This is a genomic window from Aquabacterium sp. OR-4 (assembly GCF_025290835.2).
Taxonomy (GTDB): Bacteria; Pseudomonadota; Gammaproteobacteria; order Burkholderiales; family Burkholderiaceae_C; genus Pseudaquabacterium.
This window is the reverse complement of sequence record NZ_JAOCQD020000001.1, coordinates 477,812-504,168: the sequence shown is the minus strand read 5'-3', so window position 1 is coordinate 504,168 and position 26,357 is coordinate 477,812. Positions and strand designations below refer to the sequence as shown.

The window sequence follows — 26,357 nt, the reverse complement described above, 5'->3', positions numbered from 1 at the left end:
AGCCGGCGCCCTGGGAAGGGCCGGCCCGGCGGGCCGCCGCCGGCACGACTGGTTGCAATTGCGCCGCGCCGCCGGGCTACAGCCGCCCCACCGCGCTGCCGAAGATACGGGCTGACAACGCAGCAGTCATGGCCTCAACCTCCGCTTTCGCCGAACTCAGCGCCCCCGCCGAGTGCCCCCCGCCCGCCATGGCCGGCGGCCAGGCCCTGCCCGAGCGCATCGGCAAGTACCGCGTCATCGGCCGACTGGGCGAGGGCGCCACCAGCGAGGTCTTTCTCGCCGAGGATGAGTTCCACCACCGGCAAGTGGCGATCAAGCGCGCGCGCCCCGCGGCCAGCCAGTTCGGTGACGACCTGCACTACCGCGAGCGCTTCTTTGCCGCCGAGGCCGCACTGGTGGGCAAGCTGCAGCATCCCAATGTGGTGCAGATGTTCGACGCGGTGTCCGATCCCGTGCAGCCCTATCTGGTGATGGAGTTCGTGGCCGGCAGCACGCTGCGGCGCTTTTGCCGGCCCGACAACCTGCTGTCGCTCGAGCAGGTGGTGGAGATCGGCTTCAAGTGCGCCATGGCCCTGGGCTATGTGGCGCGCAAGGGCCTGATCCACCGCGACGTGAAGCCGGCCAACATCCTGGCGCTGCTGCACAACGACCTGGTCACCGACATCAAGATCACCGATTTCGGCAGCGTGTTCGACCAGACCAGCGACCGCACCCAGGTGTTCCGCGTCGGCTCGCTGGCCTACATGTCGCCCGAGCAGCTGGACGGCAGCACGCTCGACGCGCGCGCCGACATCTACTCGCTGGCCGCTGTGCTGTACCACCTGGTGGCGGGCCGCCCGCCCTTCGAGGCGCCCAACCAGGTGGCGCTGATGAACCTGATCTACCACCAGCAGGCGCAGCCGCTGGGCAGCCTGCGCGAGGGCGTGCCGCCGCGCATGGAAGCGCTGCTGATGCGCTCGCTGGCCAAGAACCGCGACGAGCGCCCGGCCGACTGGGACAGCTTTGCCCGCGAGTGGGCGCTGCTGGTGGCCAATGCCGAGGTGCCGCTGGGCCGGCAGCAGGACGTGCTCGACTCCGAGCGCTTCAACCTGCTGCGCTCGCTGGAGTTCTTCACCGGCTTCGGTGATGTCGAGCTGTGGGAGGTGGTGCACCGCGCCCAGTGGCTGCGCCACCGCCACGGCACGGCGCTGTACCGCAAGGGCGAGTCCGGCAACACCTTCCACATCATTGCCCAGGGCCGCATCGAGGTGTACCGCGACGGCCAGCGCGTGGCGCGCCTGGGCGCCGGCACCTCGGTGGGCGAGATGGCCTACCTGGCGCCCAGCCCCGATCTGCGCCTGCATGCGGCCGATGTGATCGTGTCCGACGCGGCGACCACGATCTCGTTCACGCCCGAGGCCATGGACACCTTCAGCCCCAGCACCCGGCACCTGTTCGATGCCGCCTTCATCCGCGTGCTGGTGCGCCGGCTGCACGCCGCGCACGAAACCCTGCACCACCCACGGCGCATTCTGTAGGCGCGACCGGGCCGGACGCCCAGGCCGTGACAGCGGTCACACCCGCTCACAGGGCCGCAGGTGCACGGCGCGCCACAGCCCGGCGTTGAATCATTGCCGCTGGGCAGGCCCTCTGCTCCAATCGGCTCGGCCGTCTGGCCGATCACACACACCCGAGGAAGAGGACCCCACCATGTTCAAGCCGTTGTCCACCGTCGTCGTTGCGCTGTTCCTGGCTGCTGGCGTGAGCCATGTGCATGCCGCCGACGACAAGGCCGCCTGCGAGAAGCAGGCCGACGAGAAGAAGCTGCACGGTGCCGCCAAGAACAGCTTCGTCAAGAAGTGCTCGGGTGGTGGCGCGGCCAAGGCGGCCTCGTCGCCGGCCGCCGCCGCCTGCGAGAAGACCGCTGGCGATAAGAAGCTGCATGGCGCGGCCAAGAACAGCTTCGTCAAGAAGTGCGTGTCCGACGCCAAGTGATCGGCGACATGGCGACCGCCGGCGCCCCGGGGCGCTGACGGTGCGCCCGGCAGCCGGGGTGCGCCCCGGCTGTGCCTGCAAGGGCCGGCCTGCGCCGGCCCTTGGCATTTCTGGCCGCCGGCGGCATTCGCGCCGGCATGGCATCAGCGCGTGAGTACCCCGCGCGCCAGCAGCACCGCCAGCAGCGGCAGCACCAGCATCAGGTGCGAGGCGCGCATCACGCGGCGGCGCAGCGCCTGCACCGCCGGCTCGGCCGGCAGGCCGCCACCGGCCTGGTGCGTGGCCTGCCAGGCGCGCAGCTCGGCATGGGTGCGCCAGGCGGCGGCCAGCATCAGCGCCATCAAGGCCCACTTGGCCCACAGCAGCGGCTGCCCGGCCAGCCAGGCCAGGCCCTTGGGGCTGGCCGCCATGCGCAGCAGGCCGCTGGCCAGCACCACCCAGCCGGCGATGAAGGCCACCCGGTCCACCACCACCAGCCGGGCCAGCGCCGCGGCATTGAGCCACTCGCTGCGCGCCAGCGCCGCGGTGCTGGACAAGAACACCACCCAGCTCAGGATGGCCAGCAGGTGCAGGACGGCAAAGGCGGTGTCGGCATACATGTGGCCGAGTCTAGCCAACGCCCGGCGCCGCCCGGTGGTAGCGTAGCGGGCCGTCCGCGGGCGTGGCCCTCGATGCCGCGCCCCTTCTCGCCCGCCCTCTGGAGACCCGCCCGATGCCCGACCGCCGACAGATGCTGCAGCGCAGTGCCGCCGTCGCCGGCCTGCTGGGCGGCCTGGGCCTGCTGCCCGAGGTGGCGCAGGCCGCCTGGAACAGCGCCGCCTTCGAGGCCCGCAACCTGGCCGAGCTGGCCCGCGTGCTGGGCCTGTCGGCGCCGGTGGAAAGCCGCGAGGTCACGCTGGCGGCCCCCGATGTGGCCGAGAACGGCGCCGCGGTGGCGCTCGGCTGCGCCAGCAGCCTGGCGGGCGTGCGCCGGCTGATGCTGCTGGTGGACAAGAACCCGTCGCCGCTGTGCGCGATGTTCGAGCCCGGCGAAGGCCTGGTGCCCGACATCGCCACCCGGGTGAAGATGAGCCAGTCGTCGCGGGTGCTGGCGGTGGCCGTCACGGCCGATGGCCGCGTGCTGTTTGCGCAGCGCGAGGTGCAGGTCACGGCCGGTGGCTGCGGCGGCTGACACCGCACCCATCACGCATCACCCAGCCGCCAGCCGCCACCCCGGCCACCCGACAACGCCCCAGCCCCAGCCGCCACACGCCCCATGACCGACCCGACCCTGATCCGCGCCCGCAGCACGGGCGACAAGACCGTCGTGCGTGTGCTGATGGCCCACGAGATGGAGACCGGCCAGCGCAAGGACGCCACCGGCCGCCTGGTGCCGGCCTGGCACATCCGCGAGATCAGCGTCACGCTCAACGGGCGCCAGGTGCTGACCGCGCAGTGCGGCCCGTCGGTGGCGCGCAACCCCTTTCTGCAGTTCACGCTGCGCGGCGCCAAGCCGGGTGACCGCATCGGCGTGAGCTGGGTTGACAACCGCGGCGAGCGGCGCAGCGACGAGGCCGCGGTGATCGCCGGTTGAGCGCCTGGGCGCTCACTCGCCTGGCGCGCGGCCATCGCCAGCGGCGGCGCGCTCGCCGGCCAGGGCCAGCAGCGGCGCCAGCACCAGCAGCGCCTCGCTGAAGCTGAAGTTGTGGATGTGCCGGCCCAGGCGCTCGGCAGCCTCGCCAAAGGCCGCCAGCAAGGGGCCGCGCTCGGTGTCGAAACGCTCGCCGGCACTGGTGTCGTGGCTTACCAGCAGGGGCTGCAGCGCCACCAGGCTGCCCAGCACCTGGGCCCAGTCGGGCGCCGGGCTGGCCGGCGGCGCGGCGGCTTCGGCCAACGCCTCGTCCAGTGCGCTGAAAAGGCGGCCCAGCTCGTCGGCCAGCGCCTGCTGCAGCGCCAGGGGCGGTGTGGCCGGCAGCGCCGCCGGGCTGGCCGCAGCCTCGGCCAGCGTGCCCGCCACCAGGGCGCGCGGCAGGTCGAGCGCCTGCTCGAGCGCCTGCTCAAGCGCCTGAGCCTGGCGCTGCAGCGGCCCGGCCCCCAGCGTGGCGGCGGCGCCGGCCACCGAGTGGGCCAGGCGGCGCAGGCCGTGCCAGGCCGCGGGCGCAGCGGCATCGGCGGGCCCGGCGGCCACCGGCGCCACCCGCATGGGCGCCGACATTGGCTCCGGCTGGGCCAGGCGCTCCAGGTCGGGGCCATGGTGGCTGCGAAACAGGCGCAGCGCGCGCAGGTACAGCGCCCAGTTGCCGTTCACCCGCGTGAGGCCCAGCGCCAGGTCCAGCCCGGGCACGGCCGCCAGCCGCGTGCGCAGCTGATCGTCGGGGCCGGCACCGGCCGCCGGCAGCGGCAGGCGGCGGCGGCGCAGCCAGCTCAGCAGGCACTGGCGCAGCTGCTGCGGCTCGACCGGCTTGGCCAGGTAGTCGTCCATGCCGGCGGCCAGGCACTGCAGCCGGTCTTCCTCGAAGGCATTGGCGGTCATGGCCACGATGGGCAGGCGCGTGGCGCCTTCGGCTGCGCGGATCTGGCCGGTGGCGCGCAGGCCGTCCATCACCGGCATCTGCACATCCATCAGCACCAGGTCGTAGGGGCCGTGCGGCAGCTCGCGCACCAGGCGCACCGCCTCCTCGCCGTTGCCGGCCACGTCCACCGTCACGCCCAGCGCGCCCAGCAGGGTGGAGGCCACCTCCTGGTTGATGGCGTTGTCTTCGGCCAGCAGCACGCGGGCGCTGCGCAGCAGGGCGGCATCGTCGGGCGCCGGCGGCAGCAGTGCCGGCCGCGCTGCCGCGGCAGCCCCGGCGTCGGCCACGGGCAGTGCCTGGCCGCGCTGCAGCGGCAGCTCAAACCAGAACAGGCTGCCCCGACCGGGCTGGCTGCGCACGCCGATGCGTCCGTGCATCAGCTCGGTCAGCCGCTTGCTGATGGCCAGGCCCAGACCGGTGCCGCCGAAGCGCCGCGTGGTCGATGCGTCGGCCTGCTCGAAGGCCTCGAACAGGTGCGGGATCTGGTCCTCGCGCATGCCGATGCCGGTGTCCTCGACCTCGAAGCGCAGCAGCAGCTGCTGGCCGTCGTCGGACAGCGCGGCAATGCGCAGCATCACCCGGCCGCGCTGGGTGAACTTGACCGCATTGCCCACCAGGTTCAGCAGCACCTGCTCGAGGCGCAGGCGGTCGCCGCGCACCACGGCCGGGCAGCCGGGCATCTCGAGCGAGATCGCCACCTGCTTGGCGCGGGCCCGGTCGACCAGCATCGCGGTGACGCGCTCGACGCTCTCGCGCAGCACGAAGTCGGTGTCGTCCAGCGTGATCTTGTGGGCCTCGATCTTGGAGAAGTCGAGGATGTCGTTGATGACCTGCAGCAGGTGCTGGCCGGCATCGGTGATCTTGGCCAGGTGGTCCACCTGGCGCGGCGTGAGCGGGTCGCGGCGCAGCAGGTGGGCAAACCCGACGATGGCGTTCATCGGCGTGCGGATCTCGTGGCTCATGTTGGCCAGGAAGGCGCCCTTGGCCTGGTTGGCCGCGTCGGCGGCCTGTTTGGCCTGCTCGAGCGCGATCTCGATGCGGCGCCGGCGCACGATGCGCAGCAGGTCGCCGCCGATCAGCGCCAGCGCACGCTCGTCGGCGGCGTCGTAAGGGCCGGGCTTGTCGGCCACGCACAGCAGCAGGCGCACCTGGCCGTCGTCGACCACCGGCATGCACAGCAGCCGCGAGGCGCCGGGCAGCAGGCCGGCGCTGCGTGCCGCCTCGCCTTCCAGCACCACGGTGCGGCGCTGCGCCAGTGCGGCCTGCCACAGCGCCGAGTCGACCGGCGTGGGCGCATCGGCCGGTGGCGGCTGGCCGGCCCAGGCCTGCAGGCCGGGCAGCAGGGCGCCGTCTTCCACGCCGGCCAGGCAGCCCACGGCGCTGGCGGTCTGGCGGCAGGCCACCTCGAGCCCGCCCTGCAGCAGCTCCTGCTCGCCCTGCGCGCTGGCCTTCTGGCTGAGCGCCAGCATGGCGCGCAGGCGCTGGTCTTCACGCGCCAGGCGGGCGTTGACGGTCTCGAGCTCGGCGGTGCGGGTGGCCACCAGCACCTCGAGCTGCTGGCGGTACAGCGCCAGCTCGCGGTCGGAGCGCACGCGGTCCGAGATGTCGGTGCCGGTGCCCACCAGCAGCGGCTCGGGCGAGCGGTCGATGCGCCGCGAGACAAACAGGTAGGGTGTGCGGCGGCCGTCGCGCGACACCAGCGAGGCCTCGACCCGGCCCTCGCCGCGGTCAAACACCTCGGCAATGCTCTCGGCCATGCGCACGCGCTCGTCGGCGTCGAAGTAGTCGGTGGCCGGGCGCTGCGCGATCTCGGCCGCGGCGTAGCCGGTCACCTCCTCGAAGCGGCGGTTCCACAGCACCGGCCGGCCCTGGCGATCCAGCGCGAAGAACAGGCCGGCCACCGAATCGACCAACTGCTCGCGAAAGCGCTGCTCCTGGCGCTGGGCCTGCTCGACGGCGTTGAAGTCGAGCGCAAAACCGAGATCCTGGGCCAGCCGGGTGAACAGCGTGATCTGCTCGTCGTCGAAGTGGCCGACCACGTCGGAATAGACCATCAGCGCATGGCGCACCGTGCCGCCGGCCGGGATCGGAAACGCGCCGAAGGCCCGGTAGCCATGGGCCAGCGCCGATTCGCGCAGCTTGCTGGCCGGTGATTCGGCGATGTCGTTGAACACGCACACCCGGCCCCCGGCCACCGCCTGTGCGGCCGGGCCGGGCGGCTGCTGCGAGGGCAGGCGCAGCTGGTCGAGGTAATGCTCGTCGGTGCCCGAGTGGGTGATCGGAAACAGCCCGCCGCCACCCGGATCAAGCCCGCCCACCCAGGCCAGGCGGAAGCCGCCCACCTCGACCGCGATGCGGCAGACCTCGTTGAACAGCCGCGTGCCGCTGTCGCGGATGCGCACGATGGCCTCGTTGACCCGGCTGAGCATCGCGTAGGCCTGGTTCAGGCGCTGGATGCGCACCTCGTGCAGCCGGCTGTCGGTGATGTCGCGCCACACCGCCGAAACCATCATGCGGCCGGCAAACTGCAGCCGCCGCAGCGTCAGCGCGGCGATCTGCTGGCCGCCGTCGGCGCGGCGGTGGCGGGTGTCGAAGCGCACCACCTCGCCGGCCATCGCGCGGCGCAGCACGGCGCGCACGGCGTTTTCGTCGAGCTCGGCCTGCAGGTCCATCGGCCGCAGGCGCGCAAAGGCCTCGCGCGCATAGCCCAGCCCCGCGCTGGCCGCGTCGTTGAAGTTCACGAAGTTCAGCGACACCGGGTCGAGCAGCACGATGGCGTCGGTGGTCTGGCTGAACATGGTGTCGACCAGGCGGTGCTGGTCGGTGATGGCCTGGGCGCCCTGGCGCGTGAGCGTGACGTCGCGCGCCACGCCCAGCAGGCCGGTGGGCTGGCCGTCGGCATCGAACAGCGGCGTCTGCACGATCTCGTACAGACCGCGGTGGCCGTCGCGGGCAAAGTGCAGCCAGCGCTCGCCCTCGTCGGGCCGGCCGGTGGCGATCACCGCGGCGTCGTGGGCACGCATTGCCGCGGCCGATTCGGCATCCACGAAGTCGGCGTCGCTGCGGCCGACGATCTCGGCCTCGGGCCGGTCAAGCAGGCGCTCGAAGGCCGCGTTGCAGGCGCGGTAGACGCCTTGCGTGTCCTTCATCCACACCAGGTCGGGCAAGGCGCGCAGCAGGTCCTTCAGGCGCCGCTCGCTGGCCGCCAGCTGGCGCGTGGTGTGGCCCTGCGACAAGGCGGTGGCGGCCAGCTGCACCGCAAAGGCCAGGTCGTCGGCCTCGTCGGCACCGGGCCGGCCGGTGTGGCGGCGGTAAACCGCCAGCGTGCCCAGCACCCGGCCCTGGGCGCCGCGGATCGGCTCCGACCAGCAGGCGGCCAGGCCCAGGCGCGCGGCGGCCTCGCGCACCGGGGCGCAGCTGGCATCGCGGTGGATGTCGTCCACCACCACGCGCTGGCCGGTGGCGGCGGCCGCGGCGCAGGGCGGGCCGTCGGCACTGATCGGCAGCCGAGCAATCTCGTGCCGCCACTCGGCCGGCAGGCTGGGCCCGGCCACCTCGATCAGGTGGCCGGCCTCGTCGTCGCGCAGCATCACCGCGCACAGGCTGCCGGGGTGCTGCTGCTCATGCTCGCGGCACAGGCGCTCGAGCAGGCCGTCCAGCGGTGCGCCCAGCGCCAGGCTCTCCATCAGCACCAGGCGACGCTGGTCGCGCTGCTGGGTGCGCTGGCGCAGGCTGATGTCGTGCACCAGCGCAAACAGCAGCTCGCGGCCCTCGAAGCTGGCGATGCTCAGGCGCATCTCCACCGGGCGCAGCCGCCCATCGCCATCGTGCAGCGTGCTTTCGAGCACCGCCGCGCCGGCGGTGCGCCAGGCGGCCCAGTCGCGGGCCAGCGCCTGGGTGCTCCAGGCGGGCGAGAGCTCGGCCGCCGCGTGCGCCGGCAGGCTGTCGGGTGCACAGCCCAGCCAGCGGCAGGCGGCCTGGTTGGCGTAGACCAGGTGGCCGTCGCGCGCCAGGCCGAACACCGGATCGGCCCCTTGGTCGAGCGCGGCCTGCAGCAGGCCCAGGCGCTCGGCCCGCCCGAGGGGCGGCGCGTCGTCCAGGCCCGGCTCGGCAGCAGGGGCGATGGCGGCGGCGCTCAGCAGCTCGTTCATGCGGGGTCGGGGCACCGGTGGTTCAGGCCGGCCTGGGCTGCACGGCAGCCGCCGGGCCCGCGGCATGGCCACCGCACGGTCGGCTCAGGCATCGGCCAGCTGCGACATGATCGCGGCAAACTCGCCGCGGATGGCCAGCAGCGCCTCGACCAGCACCGGATCGAACTGGCGGCCCGACTGCGCGGCGATGTAGCCCAGCGCGTCGTCCAGCGTCCAGGGGGCCTTGTAGACGCGGCGCGTGGTCAGCGCATCGAACACGTCGGCCAGGGCCATCAGCCGTGCCGGCAGCGGAATGGCCTCGCCGGCCAGGCCGTCGGGGTAGCCCAGGCCGTCCCAGCGCTCGTGGTGGTGGATGGCGATGGTGCGCGCCATCTCGAGAAAACGCACCGCCGCAGGGGTCACCTGGCCGCCCGGCGCAGCGGCACCGGGCGCTCCCGCCGCCGCACCGGCGGCCACATGCATGGCCACCGCCTTGCGCACCGCCTGGTCGATGGCCTGGCCGCCGATCAGCGCATGGGTCTTCATGACCTCGAACTCGTCGGCATCCAGCCGCGCCGGCTTGAGCAGGATGCGGTCGGGGATGCCGATCTTGCCGATGTCGTGCATCGGCGCGGCCTTGACGATGCGCTCGAGCTGCTCGTCGTCGAGCTCGTCACGGTGCAGGCCCAGCGCCTGCAGGCGGCGGCCCAATGCGCGGATGTAGGACTGCGTGCGCAGGATGTGGTTGCCGGTGTCGTTGTCGCGGGTCTCGGCCAGCTCGGCCATCGCGCACAGGGTCAGGTCCTGCGCCAGCAGGCTCTCACGCACGCGGCGTGCCAGCTCGCCCTCGAGCCAGTGGTTCTGCTCGCCCAGGCGGTCTTGCGCCTGCTTGAGCGCCAGGTGGGTGCGCACACGCGCCAGCACCACGGCCGGCTTGATCGGCTTGCCGATGTAGTCGACCGCGCCCAGCGCGAAGCCCTGCTCCTCGTTGACCTCGTCGCTGAGGGCGGTGACGAAGATCACCGGTATGGCCTGGGTGCGCGCGTCGGCGCGCAGCCGCGCCAGCACCGCGTGGCCGTCCATCTCCGGCATCATCACGTCGAGCAGGATCAGGTCGGGCAGCGCCTCGCCGCCGGCCAGCAAGGCCAGGGCACTGGCGCCGGAGCGGGCGCCCAGCACGCGGTAGTGCGGGTTCAGCAGCCTGGACATCACGGCCAGGTTCAGGGGTTCGTCGTCGACGACCAGAATGGTCGACGGCATCATCGCGGCCCTCCACCGACGCAGGCACCGGCGCCGGTACCAGTGCGAATCCCGGCCGGGCGTCGGGGTACAGCGGACGCGCCCGGCCGCCGTCCGGCCGACGGCAACGATGTCCGGCGATCAGGCCGGCCGGACGCCGACGATCTTAGGCCATCGGCCCGGCCCGGGCGCTCGGGCCAGACCCCACGCCGGGCGCCGTTTGCGCGCAGGCTTCACGGCCGCGGCAAGCACATCGCGCGCAGCGGGCGGCCCGTGCTGCACGTGCGGCCCGGGCGCGCGCAGCGGCCGGCGGCCGGCGGCCGGCGGCCAAGGTGCGGCCCGCTACTTGGCCGCCTTGGCCTCGGCCACCGCCGCTTCCATGGCCTGGCGCAGTTTTTCCATCAGCGGGCCCATGCGCTGCTGCACCGCCACCACGCTCTTTTGCATCACCACCGGCATCTTCTCGATCAGGGCCGCGCCGGCCGGGCTGCGGTAGAAGGCCAGCAGGCCGTCGACCTCTTCCTGGGTGAAGGATTCGCGGTAGATCTGCAGGTACAGCGGCTTGATCGAGGCATAGCTCAGCTCGTCGCGCATCACCCCGGCCAGGCGCGGCGGCGTGGTGTCGAGCAGGCGGCGCTGCTCGTCGCTGAGGGTCTGGCCCTGCACGGCAGCCTGCATGCCCTGGCGCATCATCTGCTCGATGTTGGCGTACATGGCGTCGAGCATGCGCTCGGTCTTGGTGACCGCGAGCAGGGCGTCGATCGAGGCATCGGTGGGCGGCGCGGCCTGTGCGGTGGCCAGGCAGGCGGCCAGGCTGATCAGGGTGGCGAGACGGCGCATGGTGAACTTTCAGACAGGGTTCGGCATGGGATGGGCGGCAGCATAACGTCCAGCAGGTGCCGGCTCGCCGCCCCCGGCCGCCGGCCCCGGCCGCCATCCCCAGAACGGATCAGGCGGCGGCGTCGGCCACCCGCTCCACCACCACCGGGCCGGCCGGCGCGGCGGCATCGGCCAGCGTGATGGCCGCGCGCACCGCCTGGGCGGCGGCCTCGGCATCGGCGGCGCTGGCGGCATGCACCATCAGCAGCGGCTCGCCGCTGGCCAGCGCGGTACCCAGCGGCTGCAGCGCGCTGAAGCCCACGCGCGGATCCACCGCGTCGCCCGGCCGGTTGCGCCCGCCGCCCAGTGCCACCACGGCCAGGCCCAGCGCGCGGGTGTCGATGTGGGAAATGACGCCGGCGCGCGCCGCCGGCACCGCCTGCACCACCGGCGCGGCCGGCAGGCAGGCATCGGCCAGCACATCGGCCGGGCCGCCCAGCGCGGCCACCATGCGCGCAAAGCGCTCGGCCGCGGCGCCGCTGGCCAGCGCCTGCTCGGCGCGGGCCTGGGCCTCGGCCAGGCTGGCGGCCAGGCCGCCCAGCTGCAGCAGCTGGGCGGCCAGCGCCAGGGTCAGGGTGCGCAGGCGCGGCTCGGCATCGCGGCCGGTGAGCAGGGCCAGGCTTTCGGCCACCTCCAGCGCATTGCCGGCGGTGCGGCCCAGCGGCTGGTTCATGTCGGTGATCAGCGCCAGCGTGGGCAGGCCGGCGCCGCAGGCCACCGCCACCAGGCTGCGGGCCAGGGCCTGCGCCTCGTCCAGCCCGGCCAGGAAGGCGCCGTTGCCCAGCTTCACATCCAGCACCAGGCCCTGCAGGCCGGCCGCGAGCTTCTTGCTCAGGATGCTGGCGGTGATCAGCGGCACCGATTCGACCGTGGCCGTGACATCGCGGATGGCATACAGCCGCCGGTCGGCCGGCGCCAGATCGGCCCCGGCGCCGACGATGGCGCAGCCGGCGGCGTGCAGCGTGGCCAGCAGCTGGCTGCGCGGTGGGTTCACGCGGTAGCCGGGCAGGGCCTCGAGCTTGTCGAGCGTGCCGCCGGTGTGGCCCAGGCCCCGGCCCGAGATCATCGGCACCACGCCGCCGCAGGCCGCCACGATGGCCGCCAGCGGCAGGCTCACCTTGTCGCCCACGCCGCCGGTGGAATGCTTGTCGAGCACCGGGCCGGGCAGCTGCGCGTCGCGCCAGTCGAGCACCTGGCCCGACAGCGTCATGGCCCGGGTGAACTGCACGCACTCGGCGCGGGTCATGCCGCGCCAGACGATGGCCATGGCCAGCGCGGCCGCCTGGCCCTCGCTCCAGCTGCCATCGACCAGGCCGCGCACAAAGGCCTGGAGCTCGGGCTCGGACAGCGCCCGGCCGTCGCGCTTGGCGCGGATGATTTCGGCGGCGCGCATCAGGCCCTGGCGGCGCGCATCGATCAGTAGCTGCCGGGCGCGGCGGTGTTGCCCGCACCGGCGCCGGTGAGCACCCGCTCGATGTCGCCGAGCAGGCCGCTGGCGCCAAAGCGCAGCTGGTGGGGGTTGAGCGCGGCCTCGCCCAGCGTCTCGCGCACCAGCGCGATGTAGACTGCGGCATCGGCCACCGTGCGCACGCCGCCCGAGGCCTTGAAGCCCACCCGCGGGGCATCGGGGTGCGCCGCCTGGTGCCGGGCAATGGCCTGCAGCATCACGCGTGCCGCCTCGGGCGTGGCGCCGGTGGCGGTCTTGCCGGTGCTGGTCTTGAGAAAGTCGACACCGGCGGCCAGGCCGATGTCGCTGGCCTGGGCGATCAGCGCGGGGCTGGCCAGCTCGCCCGATTCGATGATCAGCTTGAGCCGCTTGCCCGGGCCGGCCGCACGCACTGCGCCGACGACGGCCTGCACCACGGCGGCGGCCCCCGCGGCATCACCGGCCATCAGCGCGCGCCAGGGCAGCACCAGATCGACCTCGTCGCCACCGGCGGCCACGATGGCCTGGGTGTCGGCCACCGCACGCGCCCCATCCGCGCTGCCGTCGGGAAAGTTGGCCACCGCGGCCACGGCCACGCCGGCCGGTGCCTCGGCCCGCGCCTGGGCCACGAAGCGCGGCCACACGCACAGTGCCGCCGGCCGGCCGGCCGGGCTGGCGGCCTTGGCGGCCAGCGCGCTGATGGCGGCCGGCGTGTCGCCGTCGTTCAGGCTGGTGAGGTCCAGGCAGGCCAGCGCAATGCGGGCGTCGTTCAGCAGCGTGTCGCTCACGGAGGTGCTTTCAGGCGGTGCCTGCCGGTGGTCGCCCTGGGGGCGGCCGGGCAGGCTCATGTCTCGGGATCGCGGGATCGCGGGTTCAGCGGCGCACGACGGCGTCGCCGGGTTCGAAGTCGGCCACCTTCAAGGGGCTGCGTGCGGCCAGGTAGGCGCGCAGCACCTCGGCGTCGTTGAAGCCGCTGTCGGTGTAGCCGGGGTGATCGCGCAGCTTGGGATAACCATCGCCGCCGGTGGCGGTGAAGTTGTTGATCGCCAGGCGGTAGCGGCGCTGCGGATCGATGGGCTGGCCGCCCACCTGGGCATCGGTCAGCACACCGCCCTCGATGCGCAGGCGCACGCCGGCGGTCTGGGCAAAGGCGCCGGAGCCCGGCGTCATCCTGGCGGCGGTGCGCAGGTAGTCGAGCAGCTCGGCGCCGCTGAGCACCACCACGCCCACGGTGTTGGAGAAAGGCTGCACCTTGAGCACGTCGCGGTAGGTGATGGTGCCGGCCGGCAGGCTGTCGCGCACACCGCCGCCATTGATCAGACCGACATCGGCGCCCACCTTGTCCATCATCGCGCGGGCGATCAGCGTGCCCAGCGTGGTGGGCTGCTTGCGCACGGTGTTGCGGTCGCCGTCCAGCACGCCGTCGGCCTGGGCCACCGGCACGCCCAGGCGGGCCTGGCCACGCTCTTGAAACGGCTGCAGGAAGGCGCGCAGGCCTTCGTCCTCGGGGATGCGCTCGGCGTAGGGCGCGCGCGTGCCATCGGCCAGCTTGCGGCTGAGGTTGACCGGCAGCAGCTGGTACTTCAGCATCTCCACACGCCCGGCATCTATGACGAAATCGGCGCGGCCCACGTACTTGCCCCACTCGTGCGCCTGCACGATCCAGGTGCCGTTCTGGCGGTCGGGCGCGCAGGGCTGGCCGGGCACGTAGGCGGTGTTGCGCCGGTTCTCGGCCAGCATGCACACCGGGTCCTGGCTGTGGCCGCCGACGATCAGGTCGAGGCCGGTCACGGCCCGCGCCATCTCCACGTCGCCCGGCGCGTTGACGCCGCGCTTGCCGTCGCTGTAGTGGCCCATGTGGGTGGCGGCGATCACCATGTCGGCCTGGGCGCGCAGGGCGGGCACCAGCCGGGCGGCCTCGTCGATGGGCTTGCGGAACTCGGTGCCGCGCACGTTGTCGGGCAGCACCATCTTGGCCGTGTCGTCGGTGGTCAGGCCCATCACGGCGATCTTGTAGCCGCGCCGCTCGAAGATGCGGTAGGGCTCGAACAGGCGCTGGCCGTCCTGATAGACGTTGGCCGACAGCAGCGGAAAGTTCGCCCACTGGCGCTGGCGCTGCAGCACGCTGCGCGGCTTGTCGAACTCGTGGTTGCCCACGGCCACGGCGTCGTAGCCCAGGCGGTTCATGCCCTGGAAATCGGGCTCGGCGTCCTGCAGGTCGCTCTCGGGCACGCCGGTGTTGATGTCGCCGCCATCCAGCAGCAGCAGTTCGCCGCCGGCCGCCGCCACCTCGGCGCGCACCCGGTCGATCAGGGTCTTGCGCGCGGCCAGCCCGTACTCGCCGTCGGCATTGGGCCAGAAGCGGCCGTGGTGGTCGTTGGTGTGCAGGATGGTCAGCTTGAGCGGCGCGCGCGGCGCGGCCGGTGCCGTGGGCTGGGGCGTGCTGGCGCAGCCGGCCAGCAGCGCGGCGGCCAGGGCCGCCAGCCCCAGGGAGCTGGCATGCGACCGACGGGTCGGAACGGCAATGGGTGAGCGCTGGGTCATGGCCATCAGCCCGCCACCGCCACCGCCGCCACCGCCGGCACCACCGCCGCCAGCAGTGCCGCCGCCGTGCCCGCCGCAGCCGCCGCGGTGTGCATGGTGTGGGCGTGGCTCAGGGTCTCGTCGGCCATGCCGGCGCCCATGTTGGTCATCATCGACAGGCCGATCACCTGCAGCCCGGCGTGGCGGGCCAGGATGGTCTCGGGCACGGTGCTCATGCCCACCGCGTCGGCGCCCATGGCGCGCAGCATGCGGATCTCGGCCGGGGTTTCGAACTGCGGGCCCAGCACCCAGGCGTAAATGCCCGCGTGCAGCGTGAGGCCGGCGGCGCTGGCCGCGGCGGCGGCGCGGTCGCGCAGCGTGGCGCTGTAGGCCTGACCCATGTCGACGAAGCGGTCGTTGCCCGGCTCGCCGTGCAGCGGCGTGCGCTGCACGATGTTGAGGTGGTCGCTGATCAGCATCAGCGCGCCCGGCGGCATCTGCGGGTTCAGGCTGCCGGCGGCATTGGTCAGCATCAGCGTGCGGCAGCCCAGCGCGGCCAGCGTGCGGATGGCGCCCTTCATGCCGGCCGGATCACCGTTTTCGTACGCATGCTTGCGCCCGCGCAGCAGGGCCACCGGCAGGCCGGCGATGCGGCCCAGGCGCAGCGTGCCGGCATGGCCGGCCACGCCCAGCGCTGGAAAGGCCGGCAGCTCGGCATAGGGGATGTCGATGGCGCCGTCCACCAGCGCCGAGACGCCGTCCCAGCCCGAGCCGAGCACGATGGCCAGCGCCGGTGTCTCGTCGAAGGCGTTGCGAATGCGCTCGACGCTGCGGGCGATGAGGTCAAGCAGTTGTGAATCGTTCATGGCGTGGGATCGAGCGTGAGGTGCGAGGGGCCGAAGCTGGCGGGCAGCAGCGCCCCCAGCGTGAAGCGGCCGGTGATCCGGGTGAGGTCGGCCGTCCAGACGGGGCAGTCGTCGGCGGCAAATTCGCGCAGGCGCTGGCGGCAGCCGCCGCAGGGGGTGACGGCGGCATCGGGCACGCCCGCCACCACGCCCACCACCACCGCGCCGACGATGCGCGTGCCGCCGGCCATCACCAGCGCGCCGATGGCCGTGGCCTCGGCGCACTGGCCTTGCGGGTAGGCGGCGTTCTCCACATTGCAGCCGGCGTGGATGCGGCCCTGCGCATCGAGCAGCGCGGCGCCGACCAGAAAGCGCGAGTACGGCGCATGGGCCCGCGCGCGGGCGGCGCGAGCGGCGGCCAGCAGGGCTTCCAGCTGGTGCTCAAAGGGCGACAAAGCCGGCTTGGCGCCCCCGCGGGGGGCCGGCGCGACGCGACGGGGGGCGGGCATCAGCGCTCTTTGAGGTAAGGCGTGCCGAGCGCCGCCGGTGCCCGCGCGTGGCCGATGAAACCGGCCAGCAGCACCACGGTCAGCACATAGGGCAGGGCCTGGATGGCCTGCACCGGCACCTGGCCGCCGCCGAGCGCCGCCGGCAGCGCCACGCCCTGCAGGCGGATGGCCACGGCATCGAGAAAGCCAAACAGCAGGCAGGCCCACAGCGCGGCCACCGGGCGCCACTTGCCGAAGATCATCGCCGCCAGCGCCATGTAGCCGCGGCCGGCGGTCATGTGCGGCACGAAGTTGGCGTTCTGCGCCAGCACCAGGTAGCTGCCGGCCAGCGCGCACAGCACGCCGTTCATGGCCAGCGCGCCGTAGCGCAGGCCCAGTACGCTGAGGCCCGCGGCATCCACCATGGCCGGGTTGTCGCCGGTGGCGCGCAGGCGCAGGCCCAGGCGGGTGCGGTACAGCAGCCACCACACGCCGGGCACCAGGGCCAGCGCCAGGTAGACCAGCACGTTGTGGCCGGCCAGGCCCAGGCCCAGCACCTGACCGACGATGGGCACGGCCTTCAGCGCCTCGGCCAGGCCCAGGCCCAGCGGCGCCAGGCGCACGGCATCGGGCAGGGCCGGCGTCTGGCCGCCCTGCTTGAACCAGGCGATGCCCAGCACCACGCTCAGGCCGGCGGCGATCATGGTCAGGGCCATGCCCAGCACCACCTGGTCGCCGGTGTGGCTGACGCAGGCATAGCCGTGCAGCATCGACAAGGCCACGCCCACCGCCAGCGCCGCGGCCAGGGCCAGCGGCCAGCTGCCGGTGGTGGCGCCCACCGCGCCGGCGGCAAAGGCAGCCAGCAGCATCTTGCCCTCGAGGCCCAGGTCGATGACGCCCGAGCGCTCGCTCAGCAGGCCGGCCAGCGCGCACAGGATCAGCGGCGTGGAGACACGCAGCGTCGAGGCCAGCAGGCCGCCCAGGAAGATCAGCGTGTCATCCATGCGCCGCTCCGGTGGCGGCCGGCGCGGCCGGCTGCAGCGCCATCACCAGCCGGCCCAGCGCCGGCGCGGCCACGCGCGCCATGGCGCCCGAGAACAGCACGATCAGGCCCTGCAGCGTGGTGACCATGTCGCGGCTGAAGCCCGGCACCTCGAAGGCCAGCTCGGCGCCGCCCTGGAACAGCGCGCCGAACAGCAACGCCGCCAGCACGATGCCCAGCGGGTGGTTGCGCCCGATCAGGCTGACCGCGATGCCGGTGAAGCCGGCACCGGCCACAAAGTCGAGCAGCAGCTTGTGCTGCACGCCCGACAGCTCGTTGATGCCCACCATGCCGGCCAGCGCACCCGAGATCAGCATGGCCAGCATCACCTGCCGCTTCGGGTGGATGCCGGCATAGTGCGCGGCCTCGGCCGAGTGGCCCACGGCGCGCAGCTCGTAGCCGGCGCGCAGCCGCCACAGCAGGGCCCACACGCCCACCGCCGCCACGCCGGCCAGCAGCAGGCTGGCGTTCAACGGCGTGCGCGGCCAGTCCAGGCCGATGGCGGCCAGCAGCTCGTGCATGCCGGGCAGGTGGGCGCTGTCGGCAAAGGCCACGGTTTCCACCGTCATGCCGCCGGGCGCCTTCAGGTGGTTGACCAGCAGCCAGGCCAGCAGCGCCGAGGCGATGAAGTTGAACATGATGGTGGTGATGACCACATGGCTGCCGCGCCAGGCCTGCAGCGCCGCCGGCACCGCGGCCCAGGCCGCGCCACCGGCCATGGCCGCGGCCACCGCCAGCGGCAGCATCAGCAGCGCCGGCAGGCTGGGCCCGAAGGCCAGCGACACCGCCGCCACCGCCAGCCCGCCCACCAGGGCCTGGCCCTCGCCGCCGATGTTGAACAGCCCGCCGTGGAAGGCCACCGCCACCGCCAGGCCGGTGAAGGTGAAGGTGGTGGCGTAGTACAGCGTGTAGCTCAGGCCCGAGCGCGTGCCGAACGCGCCCTTCACCAGCTGGGTGATCACCTGCACCGGGTCGAGCCCGATCACGGCCACCACGATGGCGCTGACGGCCAGTGCCATGGCCAGGTTGACCAGCGGCAGCACGCCGATGTCGACCCAGCGCGGCAGTTCAACCGGTTGACTCACAGACAGGGTTCCTTCATGCCGCTTCGCGCGCGGTGGCGCCGGCCATCAGCCGGCCCAGTGCGGCCTCGGTGCAATCGGCGATGGCCAGCTCGCCGGCGATGCGGGCGCGGTCCATCACCAGCACACGGTCGGCCAGCGCCAGGATCTCGTCGAGCTCGCTGCTGACCACCAGCACCGCGCCGCCGGCATCGCGCATGGCGCGCAGCCGGCCGTGGATGAACTCGATGGCGCCGATGTCGACGCCGCGCGTGGGCTGGCCCACCAGCAGCACGCTGGGCGGGGTTTCGGGCGCCAGCGCCTCGCGCGCCAGCACCAGCTTTTGCTGGTTGCCGCCGGAGAACTTGGACGACTGCAGCAGCGCATTGCGCGGCCGCACGTCGTAGGCCTGCATCCACTGCGCGGTGGCCTCGCGCATGGCGCCCTGCTTCATCCAGCCGCCCAGCAGCCAGGGCATGCTCACGAAGCGCTTCAAGCGCTGGTAGCCCAGCACCGCGCTTTCCCAGGCGCTGAACTTCAGCACCATGCCGCAGCGGTGGCGGTCTTCGGGCACATGGGCCAGCTTGAGCCGGCGCGCGGCCGCCGGCTGCAGCCAGCGGCCGGCGGCAAATTGCTCGGGGCCCAGCGTCAGCGTGCCGGCGCGCGGCGCCAGCATGCCCGACAGCACGGCCAGCAGCTCGGTCTGGCCATTGCCCGAAACGCCGGCAATGCCCACGATCTCGCCCGCGCGCAGGGTCAGCGAGACATCGGCCAGGCGCGGCACGCCCATCTCGTCAGACCAGTGCAGGCCGTGGGCGGCCAGCAGCGTGGCGCCGGGCGCGCGCGGTGCGGCGCCGGCTGAATCCAGTTGCCGGCCCAGGTTCACGCGGCGGCCGACCATGGCCTCGGCCAGCGCATCGAGCGAGGTGCTGGCGATCGGGGTGTCGAGCACCACGGCGCCCTGGCGCATCACGGTGACGGCATCGCACAGCGCCATGATCTCCTTGAGCTTGTGCGTGATCAGCAGCAGCGTGGTGCCGGCGTCGCGCAGCCGGCGCAGCGTGACGAACAGCGCCTCGGTCTCCTGCGGCGTGAGCACCGCCGTGGGTTCGTCGAGGATCAGGATGCGCGCGCCACGGTACAGGGCCTTCAGGATCTCGAGCCGCTGGCGCTCGCCCACCGGCAGCTCTTCGACCGCCAGATCCAGCCGCACCTGCAGGCCGGTGTCGCGCATCAGCGCCTCGAGCCGCTCGCGCACCACGGCGCGTGCGGGGCCCAGGCGCCAGTCAGGCTCGGCGCCGAGCATGATGTTGTCGAGCGCCGAGAGCGGCTCCACCAGCATGAAGTGCTGGTGCACCATGCCGATGCCCAGCGCGATGGCCTCGCGCGAGCCGGGGATCGGCACCTCGCGGCCCTCGATGGCGATGCTGCCCGCCTCGGCCTGGTAGAAGCCGTAGAGGATGGACATCAGCGTGGACTTGCCCGCGCCGTTCTCGCCCACGATGCCATGCGCCGTGCCCGCCGCCACCGTGAGGTGCACATCGCGGTTGGCCTGCACCGCGCCAAAGCGCTTGCAGATGCCGCGCATCGCGACGGCTGGCACAGATGAAGTGTTGGTTTGCATTCAGTCCCCACCGGGGACAGGCCGCGCAGCGGCCAGGGGGTGCGATGCGGATCGGAGCCGCTGAACCCGATCCGGGTTGCCCGGTCGGGTTCAGTCAGCCCCTCGGGGGCCGGCGCCAGGCGCCGGGGGCCTCAATATGAACAGGTGTTGGAGGCCATGTAGTCGGCCACCTTGATCTTGCCGGCAATGATGTCGGCCTTGGCGGCATCCACCTTCTTCTTCATGTCGGCCGTCACCAGCTTGGCGTTGTGCTGGTCCATTGCGTAGTCGACGCCGCCTTCCTTCAGGCCCAGCACGGTGAGCTGGCCGGGGTTGGTCTTCTTGAACAGCGTGTACACCGCCACGTCCACGCGCTTGACCATGCTGGTCAGCATCACGCCCGGGTGCAGGTGGTTCTGGTTGCTGTCCACGCCGATGGCCAGCTTGCCGCCGTCCTTGGCCGCCTGGTACACACCCACGCCGGTGCCGCCGGCCGCGGCAAACACCACGTCCACACCCTTGGCGAACTGGGCCTTGGCCAGCTCGCTGCCGCGGGTGGGGTCGTTCCAGGCGGCCGGCGTGGTGCCGGTCATGTTGCTGGTGACCTCGGCCTTGGGGTTGGCGTACTTGGCACCCTGCTCGTAGCCGCACTGGAACTTGCGGATCAGCGGGATGTCCATGCCGCCGACAAAGCCGACCTTGCCAGACTTGCTGGCCAGCACGGCCATCATGCCCACCAGGAACGAGCCCTCGTGCTCCTTGAACACCACCGACTCGACGTTGGGCAGCTTGACCACCGAATCGATGATCGCGAACTGCTGCTTGCCGAACTCCTTGGCCACCTTCTCCACCGTGCTGGCCTGCGCAAAGCCCACGCCGACGATCGGCGTGGCGCCCTTGTCGGCCATGCGGCGCATGGCCTGCTCGCGCTGCGCCTCGTTGCTGATCTCGAAGTCGAGGTAGCCCTTGCCGCTCTCCTTCTTCCAGCGCTCGGCGCCCTGGTGCGCGGCCTCGTTGAAGCTCTTGTCGAACTTGCCGCCCATGTCGTAGATCACGGCCGGGTCGGCGTGGACGACGGTGGCGCCCAGGGCCAGGGTGGCGGCCAGGGCAAGACGGGTGCGCAGCTTGTTGTTCATGTCGAAATCGTCCCCTTGGGATGCTGGATGTGGCGGGTTGGATGTGGCGGGCAGGATAGCAAGACTCGCGCCGCTGCCGGACGCGAACTTTCACCCGGGCCGCGGCCGGCACCCGGGCTGCGCGGCCCGGCCCGCCCGGGCGGCGCGATTGTCGGCGCACGGCGCGGCCCTCACGGGTAGCATCACGCGATGCCGACGCACGACGCCCTCGCCCGCCACGACGACGACTCCGCGCTGCTGCGCCAGGCGCTGCGCCTGCCCAAGGTGCTGCTGCACGAGCATCTGGACGGCGGCCTGCGCGTGGCCACGCTGCTGGAGCTGCTGCGCCAGCGCGGCATCGACGCCCCGGCGCCCGATGTCGATTCGCTGGCGGCCTGGTTCGACGCCCGCGCCCATGCCGGCTCGCTGGTGGAATACCTGCGCGGCTTCGCCCTCACCGTGGCCGCGATGGCCACGCCCGAAGGCCTGGAGCGCGTGGCCTTCGAGGCCGCCGAAGACGCCCGCACCGAGGGCTGCGTGCTGGCCGAGTTCCGCATCGCGCCGCTGCTGTTCGAGGCCCATGGCGTCAGCGGCGAGGCGGCGGTGGAGGCGCTGCTCGACGGCCTGTCGCGCAGCCCGCTGCCCAGCGGCCTGATCGTCTGCGCCATGCGCCACGAGAGCGACGCGCAGATCGCCCGCGCCGCCGATCTGGCGCTGCGTTTTCACGAGCGCCCGGGCCGCCCCGGCGCCGCCCGCGTGGTGGGCTTCGACCTGGCCGGGCCCGAGGCCGGCTGGCCGGCCGGCCGCCATGCCGCGCTGCTGGCACGGGTGCGCGATGCCGGCCTGGGCCTCACGCTGCATGCCGGCGAGGCCGATGCCGGCGCCCGCGTGCTCGAGGCCGCGCGCCTGGGCGCCAGCCGCGTGGGCCATGGCGTGCGCCTGGCCGACCTGCTGGACGACCCCGGCGCCGCGCAGGTGCTGGCCGAGGTCAAGGCCCATGGCATCCACCTCGAGATCTGCCCCACCAGCAATGTGCACACCGGTGCCGCCGCCTCGCTGGCGCTGCACCCGATGCACCGGCTGTGGCAGGCCGGCGTGTCGATGTCCTTCCACACCGACAACAAGCTGATGTCGCGCATCGACCATGCCGGCGAGGCCGCCAACCTGGTGCGCGCCGGCTTCGGCTGGAGCGATCTGGTGCACATGGGCCTGGACGCGGCCGCGGCCTCGTTCCTGCCCGAGGCCGCGCGCACCGAAGCGCGGCGCCAGCTGCACGACTGGGCCGAGCTGGAGCGCCTGCCGCCGGCGCGGCAAGCACCGGCGCCTTGAGGCCGCACGGCAGCCAAGCCCAATAGAAAAGGGCGCACCGTCAACACGGTGCGCCCTTTTTGTCTTGTGCGGAACATGGCGGGGCGACCCGCCATGCCGGCACGGTTTACTGGAAGTCGGCGCTCAGGCTCAGCGTGACCAGACGCGGTGCGCCCAGGTAGTAGGTGGGGGCCGAGCCGTTGACGGTGCCCACGCCGCTGACCACGTAGTTCACCGCATTGGCGCCGGTGCCCGAGCTCGGGTTGCGGTACTTGGTGTTGCCGATGTTGCTGATGTTCAGGCGCAGCGTCGGGCTCTTGACCATGCCCATGTCGGCGAACTTGTAGCCGAAATCGAGGTCGCCGGTGGTGTAGGCCGGGGTTTCCTCGTCGTTCATCAGCGTGGCGTACTGCTTGCCGGTGTGCTTGAGCTTCAGGCGCGCGTAGTACGGGCCTGCGGCGTACTGCAGCGCGGTGCCAACCATCACCTCGGGCGTCAGCGTCATCTGCTTGCCGCTGGTGGGCAGCAGCACGGCCTTGGCCGGGATCGCGGCCGTGGAGCCGCTGGCCGCCACCGCGGCGGTGGCCGTCGGCAGGTCGTCCTTGAGCTGGCTCTTTTGCAGCGTCAGCGAACCGTAGACGGTGAAGCCACCGAAGAACGGCGCCGAGCCCGCCTCAAGCTCCAGGCCGCGGTTGCTGGTGCGGCCGGCATTGGCATACACCGACACCAGGGTGTTGGGGTCGGTGGAATTGGCCTGGCGGTTCTTGAAGTCGGCGTTGAACACCGTGGCCGACAGCGAACCCTGGTTGGTCTGCAGGCGGTAGCCCAGGTCCAGCATCACCGAGGTTTCGGGCTTGATCTCGGCGATGGTGGTGACCACGCCGTTGTTGTTCCTCACGCTGGTGCCGGTGAAGGCGAAGTTGGGCGGCGCCTTGAAGTTCTTGGCGATGTTGGCAAACACCTGCTGCTGCCTGTCCACGTTGAAGCGCACGCCCACCTGCGGCAGCACCTCGTTGTAGTCCTTCTCGAAGCGGAACGTGGGGATGCTGCCCTGGCCTTCGCTGGCGAAGGCGATCACGTCGCGCGTGACCTGCGGTGCGCGGATCGACATCGTCAGCATGCCGCGGTCGCCCATGAAGCTCATGTTGTCGCTGGCGTAGGCCTGCCAGGCGGTGCTCTTGGTGTCCCAGTCGCGGCCCTGGTAGCAGGCGCCGCTGCTGCGCTTGATGCAGTCACGCAGCCAGATGTCGGCCGGCGAGCCGTCGGCGTTGATCTGCGTGATCGGCTGGGTCTGGCGGTGGTCGGCGCGCTCGTACCACAGGCCGAACTTCAGCGCGTGGTCGCCCCAGGTGGTGTTGAGCTCGGCGGTGACGCCAGGGCGGCGCGTGCGGGTGACGCTGGCGCGGCCCACGCGCACGGTGTCCAGCGTGTCGCCGTCGCCGTTGATGTCTACCGCGCCGCCGGTCAGGCCGGTGGCCTCGGAGGTGGCGCGCTCGCTCCAGCCGCCGTTGCCGAAGCCGTACCACAGGTAGGGCTGCACCTTCAGATAGGAGTCCTTGGCCACCTTGAACGAGCCCGACACCGACACGATGGCGTTCTCGAACGGGTTCAGCGACATGCCGTAGTAGATCGGCGAGGCCTGCACGCTCTCGACCTGGGCCGTGCCGTTCACGCCGGCCACGCGCGGCTTGAAGGTGGTGGCGAAGTCGTAGTTGTAGCCCTTGGAGTTCAACTCCGCGAGGGTCATGTTGTAGATGTTGTTGTTGACCGCGCGGTTGTAGACGAACGAGCCCAGGATCACGTTGTCCTGGTCAAGATCGAAGCGGAACGCGGCGTCCAGGTGGTCGCGCTTGGCACCGCCCTCGCCCTTCCACTTGTCGGCCTGGCTGTGCGACAGGCTCACGAAGACCTTGCCGCGGTTGTCGGCGAAGCGGCCGGTGTCAAAGCGCACGAAGGTGCGGCTGAGGTTCAGGCCGCCCACGGTCTGGACCACGCGCACGCGGCGCTTGTCTTCAGGATCGCAGGTGCTGATGCTGACATTGCCGCCGGTGGCGCCGGCGTGCGGCGACTCGGAGTCGGGGCTGCCCTGCGCCACGCTCATGGTGCAGACGTTTTCCTGGTCGATGTACTCCTGCGGGTAGACCGCGAAGTTGCCCGAGTCATTGACCGGCACGCCGTTGACGGTGAAGCCCAGCTGGTCGCTGTTGAAGCCGCGCACCGACAGGCCGCCGCCGAACAGGCCGGTGGCGTCGTGGTTGAAGGTGTTGATGCTGGGCAGCAGGGCCAGCGCCTGGTACGGGTTGCCGGTGGCGCGATCCTTCTCGGTGGCGGCCTTGGTCACCGTGCTGCGGGCCTTGGCCACGTCTTCCTTGAGCATCTGGCCGGCGCCCAGGCGGTCGCCCTGGCCGGTGATGACCACCGTGCCGATGCGCACGTTGTCGTCCTTGGCGCGCGGCTGGTCGGCTTCATTGACGGCCTGCTGCGCAAAGGCCGAGGCGGCCGCGCCGGTCAGCAGGACGGCCAGCGCGCGGGACACCGGGGTGACGCGGAAGAAGGAGCGTTGAGACATGTTCAGGACTCTCCGGAGAGTGCGGGGTGAGATCGACGAAGCCGTTGATTCTTGGTGCGAGCTTTGACAGCGCGATGATCCGTTTGGATCAAGTTGCCGAATTACAACAATCTGTAAATGAGCAATTTGGATGCCAGAACCTGATCGTTTGGTCAGGCATCCACCCACCCCGGGGGGCCTGGGCGGCGCTCTCTAGAATGAGCCGACCCCACCCCCATGTCGAGACCACCATGGTTCCGCACCTCATCACCGCACTCACCGGCCCGATCAACGAACTGGAAGCGCGCGTCCTCGACTCGATGCCGGCCATCGAACGCTGGTTCCGGCTCGAATGGATGGAGCACACACCGCCGTTCTATACCTCGGTGGACCTGCGCAACGCCGGCTTCAAGCTGGCGCCGGTGGACACCGAGCTGTTTCCCTGCAGCTTCAACAACCTCACGGCCGAGATGCTGCCGCTGGCGGTGCAGGCGGCGATGGCCGCCATCGAGAAGATCTGCCCCGAGGCCAAGAACCTGCTGCTGGTGCCCGACAGCGACACCAGCTCCAGCTTCTACCGCGCCAACTTGCAGCGCCTGGTGCAGGTGTTCACGCAGGCCGGCCTGAACGTGCGCCTGGGCTCGCTGGACCCGGCCATCACCGCGCCCACCGCACTGCCCCTGCCCGATGGCGAGAGCCTCACGCTCGAGCCGCTGCTGCGCACGCCGCGCCGGCTGGGGCTGAAGGACTTCGACCCCTGCACCATCCTGCTCAACACCGACATGGCCAACGGCACGCCGGCGGTGCTGGAGAACCTGCACGAGCAGTACCTGCTGCCGCCGCTGCACGCCGGCTGGGGCGTGCGCCGCAAGAGCCGCCACTTCGAGAGCTATGAAGAAGTGGCCAAGAAATTTGCCAAGCTGCTGGGCATGGACCCGTGGCTGATCAACCCGATGTTCGGCCGCTGCGGCGAGGTGAGCTTTGGCGATGCCTCGGGCCTGGATTGCGTGCAGGCCAACGTCGACGCCCTGCTCGGCAAGGTGCGGCGCAAGTACAAGGAATACGGCATCAACGAGAAGCCGTTTGTCATCGTCAAGGCCGACAACGGCTCGGGCGGCGCCGGCCTGATGACCGTGCGCGACGCCAAGGACCTGGCCGACGCCGCCGGCCTGGCGCGCATGCGCGAGCGCCTGGGCACGGTGCGCGGCGGCGAGGCCGTGACCGAGCTGATCATCCAGGAGGGCGTGCCCACCTACGAGCGCGTGAACGACGCCGTGGCCGAGCCGGTGGTCTACATGCTCGACCGCTACGTGGTGGGCGGCTTCTACCGCGTGCATGCCGAGCGCGGCGTGGACGAGAACCTCTCGGCCCCCGGCGCGCGCTATGTGCCGCTGGCCTTCAGCGACAGCCACCACCTGCCCAAGGCCGGCACCAAGCCGGGGGTCAGCGCGCCCAACCGCTTCTACATGTACGGCGTGGTCGGCCGCCTGGCGATGCTGGCCGCCAGCTACGAGCTGGAGGCCACCGATCCCGACGCCGAGGTGTATGACTGAGTCCCCCCCGAAGCGGCTCCGCCGCCTCCCCCCAGGGGGCGCCGCCAGCGGCCCGGCAGAGCCGGTTCCGC

The 26,357-nt window shown here is 72.1% G+C and carries 20 protein-coding genes; 6 read left to right on the top strand and 14 right to left on the bottom strand.

The window, feature by feature from the left end; genetic code table 11:
* The first annotated feature begins 128 nt into the window (after nt 1-128).
* Together N4G63_RS02025 and N4G63_RS02020 are read left to right on the top strand one after the other, a co-directional pair.
* Nucleotides 129-1,517 (top strand): serine/threonine-protein kinase, encoded by a 1,389-nt coding sequence (locus tag N4G63_RS02025; protein WP_314599285.1) that lies wholly within the window; start codon nt 129-131, stop codon nt 1,515-1,517.
* A gap of 172 nt (nt 1,518-1,689) precedes the next feature.
* A complete protein-coding gene (locus tag N4G63_RS02020) occupies nt 1,690-1,974 on the top strand; it encodes a hypothetical protein (protein ID WP_260789008.1) in 285 nt (94 codons plus the stop codon).
* Nucleotides 1,975-2,117: 143 nt separating this feature from the next.
* Here N4G63_RS02020 and N4G63_RS02015 read toward each other — a convergent pair whose 3' ends face one another.
* Nucleotides 2,118-2,573, bottom strand: a complete 456-nt coding sequence (locus N4G63_RS02015; protein WP_260789009.1) for a DUF2214 family protein — start codon at nt 2,571-2,573, stop codon at nt 2,118-2,120.
* 113 nt (nt 2,574-2,686) lie between these two features.
* Here N4G63_RS02015 and soxY point away from each other — a divergent pair, with 113 nt between their 5' ends.
* Complete coding sequence (gene soxY / locus N4G63_RS02010) at nt 2,687-3,145, top strand: thiosulfate oxidation carrier protein SoxY (RefSeq protein WP_260789011.1); 459 nt, start codon at nt 2,687-2,689, stop codon at nt 3,143-3,145.
* Between the two features lie 84 nt (nt 3,146-3,229).
* Nucleotides 3,230-3,547: a thiosulfate oxidation carrier complex protein SoxZ gene (soxZ, locus tag N4G63_RS02005; RefSeq protein ID WP_260789012.1), complete on the top strand. Its 318-nt coding sequence runs from the start codon at nt 3,230-3,232 to the stop codon at nt 3,545-3,547.
* A 12-nt stretch (nt 3,548-3,559) separates the two neighbouring features.
* Here soxZ and N4G63_RS02000 read toward each other — a convergent pair whose 3' ends face one another.
* The 12 genes from N4G63_RS02000 to N4G63_RS01945 all read right to left on the bottom strand — a co-directional run bounded on the left by N4G63_RS02000 (nt 3,560) and on the right by N4G63_RS01945 (nt 20,898).
* Nucleotides 3,560-8,677 carry a PAS domain S-box protein gene (locus N4G63_RS02000; protein WP_260789013.1) on the bottom strand — a complete coding sequence of 1,706 codons (5,118 nt, stop codon included), beginning with the start codon at nt 8,675-8,677 and terminating at the stop codon, nt 3,560-3,562.
* 84 nt (nt 8,678-8,761) lie between these two features.
* On the bottom strand, nt 8,762-9,916 hold the full coding sequence (locus N4G63_RS01995) for an HD-GYP domain-containing protein (protein ID WP_314599284.1): 1,155 nt from the start codon (nt 9,914-9,916) through the stop codon (nt 8,762-8,764).
* A gap of 321 nt (nt 9,917-10,237) precedes the next feature.
* Entirely contained in the window at nt 10,238-10,735 is a 498-nt protein-coding gene (locus tag N4G63_RS01990) for a DUF2059 domain-containing protein (protein WP_260789017.1), read from the bottom strand.
* Nucleotides 10,736-10,844: 109 nt separating this feature from the next.
* Complete coding sequence (deoA, locus tag N4G63_RS01985) at nt 10,845-12,167, bottom strand: thymidine phosphorylase (RefSeq protein WP_260789018.1); 1,323 nt, start codon at nt 12,165-12,167, stop codon at nt 10,845-10,847.
* 23 nt (nt 12,168-12,190) lie between these two features.
* A complete protein-coding gene (gene deoC / locus N4G63_RS01980; protein WP_260789019.1) occupies nt 12,191-13,048 on the bottom strand; it encodes a deoxyribose-phosphate aldolase in 858 nt (285 codons plus the stop codon).
* A gap of 25 nt (nt 13,049-13,073) precedes the next feature.
* Nucleotides 13,074-14,750: a bifunctional UDP-sugar hydrolase/5'-nucleotidase UshA gene (gene ushA, locus N4G63_RS01975; RefSeq protein ID WP_260789020.1), complete on the bottom strand. Its 1,677-nt coding sequence runs from the start codon at nt 14,748-14,750 to the stop codon at nt 13,074-13,076.
* The gene (locus N4G63_RS01970) at nt 14,750-15,589 is read right to left on the bottom strand and encodes a purine-nucleoside phosphorylase (RefSeq protein WP_260789021.1); all 840 of its coding nucleotides are present in this window, start codon (nt 15,587-15,589) and stop codon (nt 14,750-14,752) included. The genes ushA and N4G63_RS01970 overlap by 1 nt, the downstream gene beginning before the upstream one ends.
* On the bottom strand, nt 15,586-16,077 hold the full coding sequence (gene cdd, locus N4G63_RS01965) for a cytidine deaminase (protein ID WP_314599283.1): 492 nt from the start codon (nt 16,075-16,077) through the stop codon (nt 15,586-15,588). Before cdd ends, N4G63_RS01970 begins: the two co-directional genes overlap by 4 nt.
* Entirely contained in the window at nt 16,077-17,060 is a 984-nt protein-coding gene (locus N4G63_RS01960) for an ABC transporter permease (protein WP_260789024.1), read from the bottom strand. Before N4G63_RS01960 ends, cdd begins: the two co-directional genes overlap by 1 nt.
* Complete coding sequence (locus tag N4G63_RS01955; RefSeq protein ID WP_260789025.1) at nt 17,053-18,183, bottom strand: ABC transporter permease; 1,131 nt, start codon at nt 18,181-18,183, stop codon at nt 17,053-17,055. The genes N4G63_RS01960 and N4G63_RS01955 overlap by 8 nt, the downstream gene beginning before the upstream one ends.
* 13 nt (nt 18,184-18,196) lie before the next feature.
* Nucleotides 18,197-19,747 (bottom strand): ABC transporter ATP-binding protein, encoded by a 1,551-nt coding sequence (locus tag N4G63_RS01950; RefSeq protein WP_260789026.1) that lies wholly within the window; start codon nt 19,745-19,747, stop codon nt 18,197-18,199.
* Between the two features lie 167 nt (nt 19,748-19,914).
* Complete coding sequence (locus N4G63_RS01945; RefSeq protein ID WP_260789028.1) at nt 19,915-20,898, bottom strand: BMP family lipoprotein; 984 nt, start codon at nt 20,896-20,898, stop codon at nt 19,915-19,917.
* 189 nt (nt 20,899-21,087) lie between these two features.
* Here N4G63_RS01945 and N4G63_RS01940 point away from each other — a divergent pair, with 189 nt between their 5' ends.
* Nucleotides 21,088-22,206, top strand: a complete 1,119-nt coding sequence (locus N4G63_RS01940; protein WP_260789029.1) for an adenosine deaminase family protein — start codon at nt 21,088-21,090, stop codon at nt 22,204-22,206.
* Nucleotides 22,207-22,312: 106 nt separating this feature from the next.
* On the opposite strand, the gene N4G63_RS01935 is transcribed toward N4G63_RS01940, so the two are convergent.
* On the bottom strand, nt 22,313-24,754 hold the full coding sequence (locus N4G63_RS01935; protein ID WP_260789030.1) for a TonB-dependent receptor: 2,442 nt from the start codon (nt 24,752-24,754) through the stop codon (nt 22,313-22,315).
* Between the two features lie 230 nt (nt 24,755-24,984).
* Between N4G63_RS01935 and gshA the strand changes: the two genes are divergently transcribed.
* Nucleotides 24,985-26,286, top strand: coding sequence for a glutamate--cysteine ligase (gshA, locus tag N4G63_RS01930; protein ID WP_314599282.1), 1,302 nt, complete (start codon nt 24,985-24,987; stop codon nt 26,284-26,286).
* The last annotated feature ends 71 nt before the right edge of the window (nt 26,287-26,357 follow it).

Excerpts from the sequence above, each read along its gene's own strand:
- N4G63_RS02025 (WP_314599285.1), top strand. The coding sequence starts at position 129 with ATGGCCTCAACCTCCGCTTTCGCCGAACTCAGCGCCCCCGCCGAGTGC.
- N4G63_RS02020 (WP_260789008.1), top strand. The coding sequence starts at position 1,690 with ATGTTCAAGCCGTTGTCCACCGTCGTCGTTGCGCTGTTCCTGGCTGCT.
- N4G63_RS02015 (WP_260789009.1), bottom strand. The coding sequence starts at position 2,573 with ATGTATGCCGACACCGCCTTTGCCGTCCTGCACCTGCTGGCCATCCTG.
- soxY (WP_260789011.1), top strand. The coding sequence starts at position 2,687 with ATGCCCGACCGCCGACAGATGCTGCAGCGCAGTGCCGCCGTCGCCGGC.
- soxZ (WP_260789012.1), top strand. The coding sequence starts at position 3,230 with ATGACCGACCCGACCCTGATCCGCGCCCGCAGCACGGGCGACAAGACC.
- N4G63_RS02000 (WP_260789013.1), bottom strand. The coding sequence starts at position 8,677 with ATGAACGAGCTGCTGAGCGCCGCCGCCATCGCCCCTGCTGCCGAGCCG.
- N4G63_RS01995 (WP_314599284.1), bottom strand. The coding sequence starts at position 9,916 with ATGCCGTCGACCATTCTGGTCGTCGACGACGAACCCCTGAACCTGGCC.
- N4G63_RS01990 (WP_260789017.1), bottom strand. The coding sequence starts at position 10,735 with ATGCGCCGTCTCGCCACCCTGATCAGCCTGGCCGCCTGCCTGGCCACC.
- deoA (WP_260789018.1), bottom strand. The coding sequence starts at position 12,167 with ATGCGCGCCGCCGAAATCATCCGCGCCAAGCGCGACGGCCGGGCGCTG.
- deoC (WP_260789019.1), bottom strand. The coding sequence starts at position 13,048 with ATGAGCCTGCCCGGCCGCCCCCAGGGCGACCACCGGCAGGCACCGCCT.
- ushA (WP_260789020.1), bottom strand. The coding sequence starts at position 14,750 with ATGGCCATGACCCAGCGCTCACCCATTGCCGTTCCGACCCGTCGGTCG.
- N4G63_RS01970 (WP_260789021.1), bottom strand. The coding sequence starts at position 15,589 with ATGAACGATTCACAACTGCTTGACCTCATCGCCCGCAGCGTCGAGCGC.
- cdd (WP_314599283.1), bottom strand. The coding sequence starts at position 16,077 with ATGCCCGCCCCCCGTCGCGTCGCGCCGGCCCCCCGCGGGGGCGCCAAG.
- N4G63_RS01960 (WP_260789024.1), bottom strand. The coding sequence starts at position 17,060 with ATGGATGACACGCTGATCTTCCTGGGCGGCCTGCTGGCCTCGACGCTG.
- N4G63_RS01950 (WP_260789026.1), bottom strand. The coding sequence starts at position 19,747 with ATGCGCGGCATCTGCAAGCGCTTTGGCGCGGTGCAGGCCAACCGCGAT.
- N4G63_RS01945 (WP_260789028.1), bottom strand. The coding sequence starts at position 20,898 with ATGAACAACAAGCTGCGCACCCGTCTTGCCCTGGCCGCCACCCTGGCC.
- N4G63_RS01940 (WP_260789029.1), top strand. The coding sequence starts at position 21,088 with ATGCCGACGCACGACGCCCTCGCCCGCCACGACGACGACTCCGCGCTG.
- N4G63_RS01935 (WP_260789030.1), bottom strand. The coding sequence starts at position 24,754 with ATGTCTCAACGCTCCTTCTTCCGCGTCACCCCGGTGTCCCGCGCGCTG.
- gshA (WP_314599282.1), top strand. The coding sequence starts at position 24,985 with ATGGTTCCGCACCTCATCACCGCACTCACCGGCCCGATCAACGAACTG.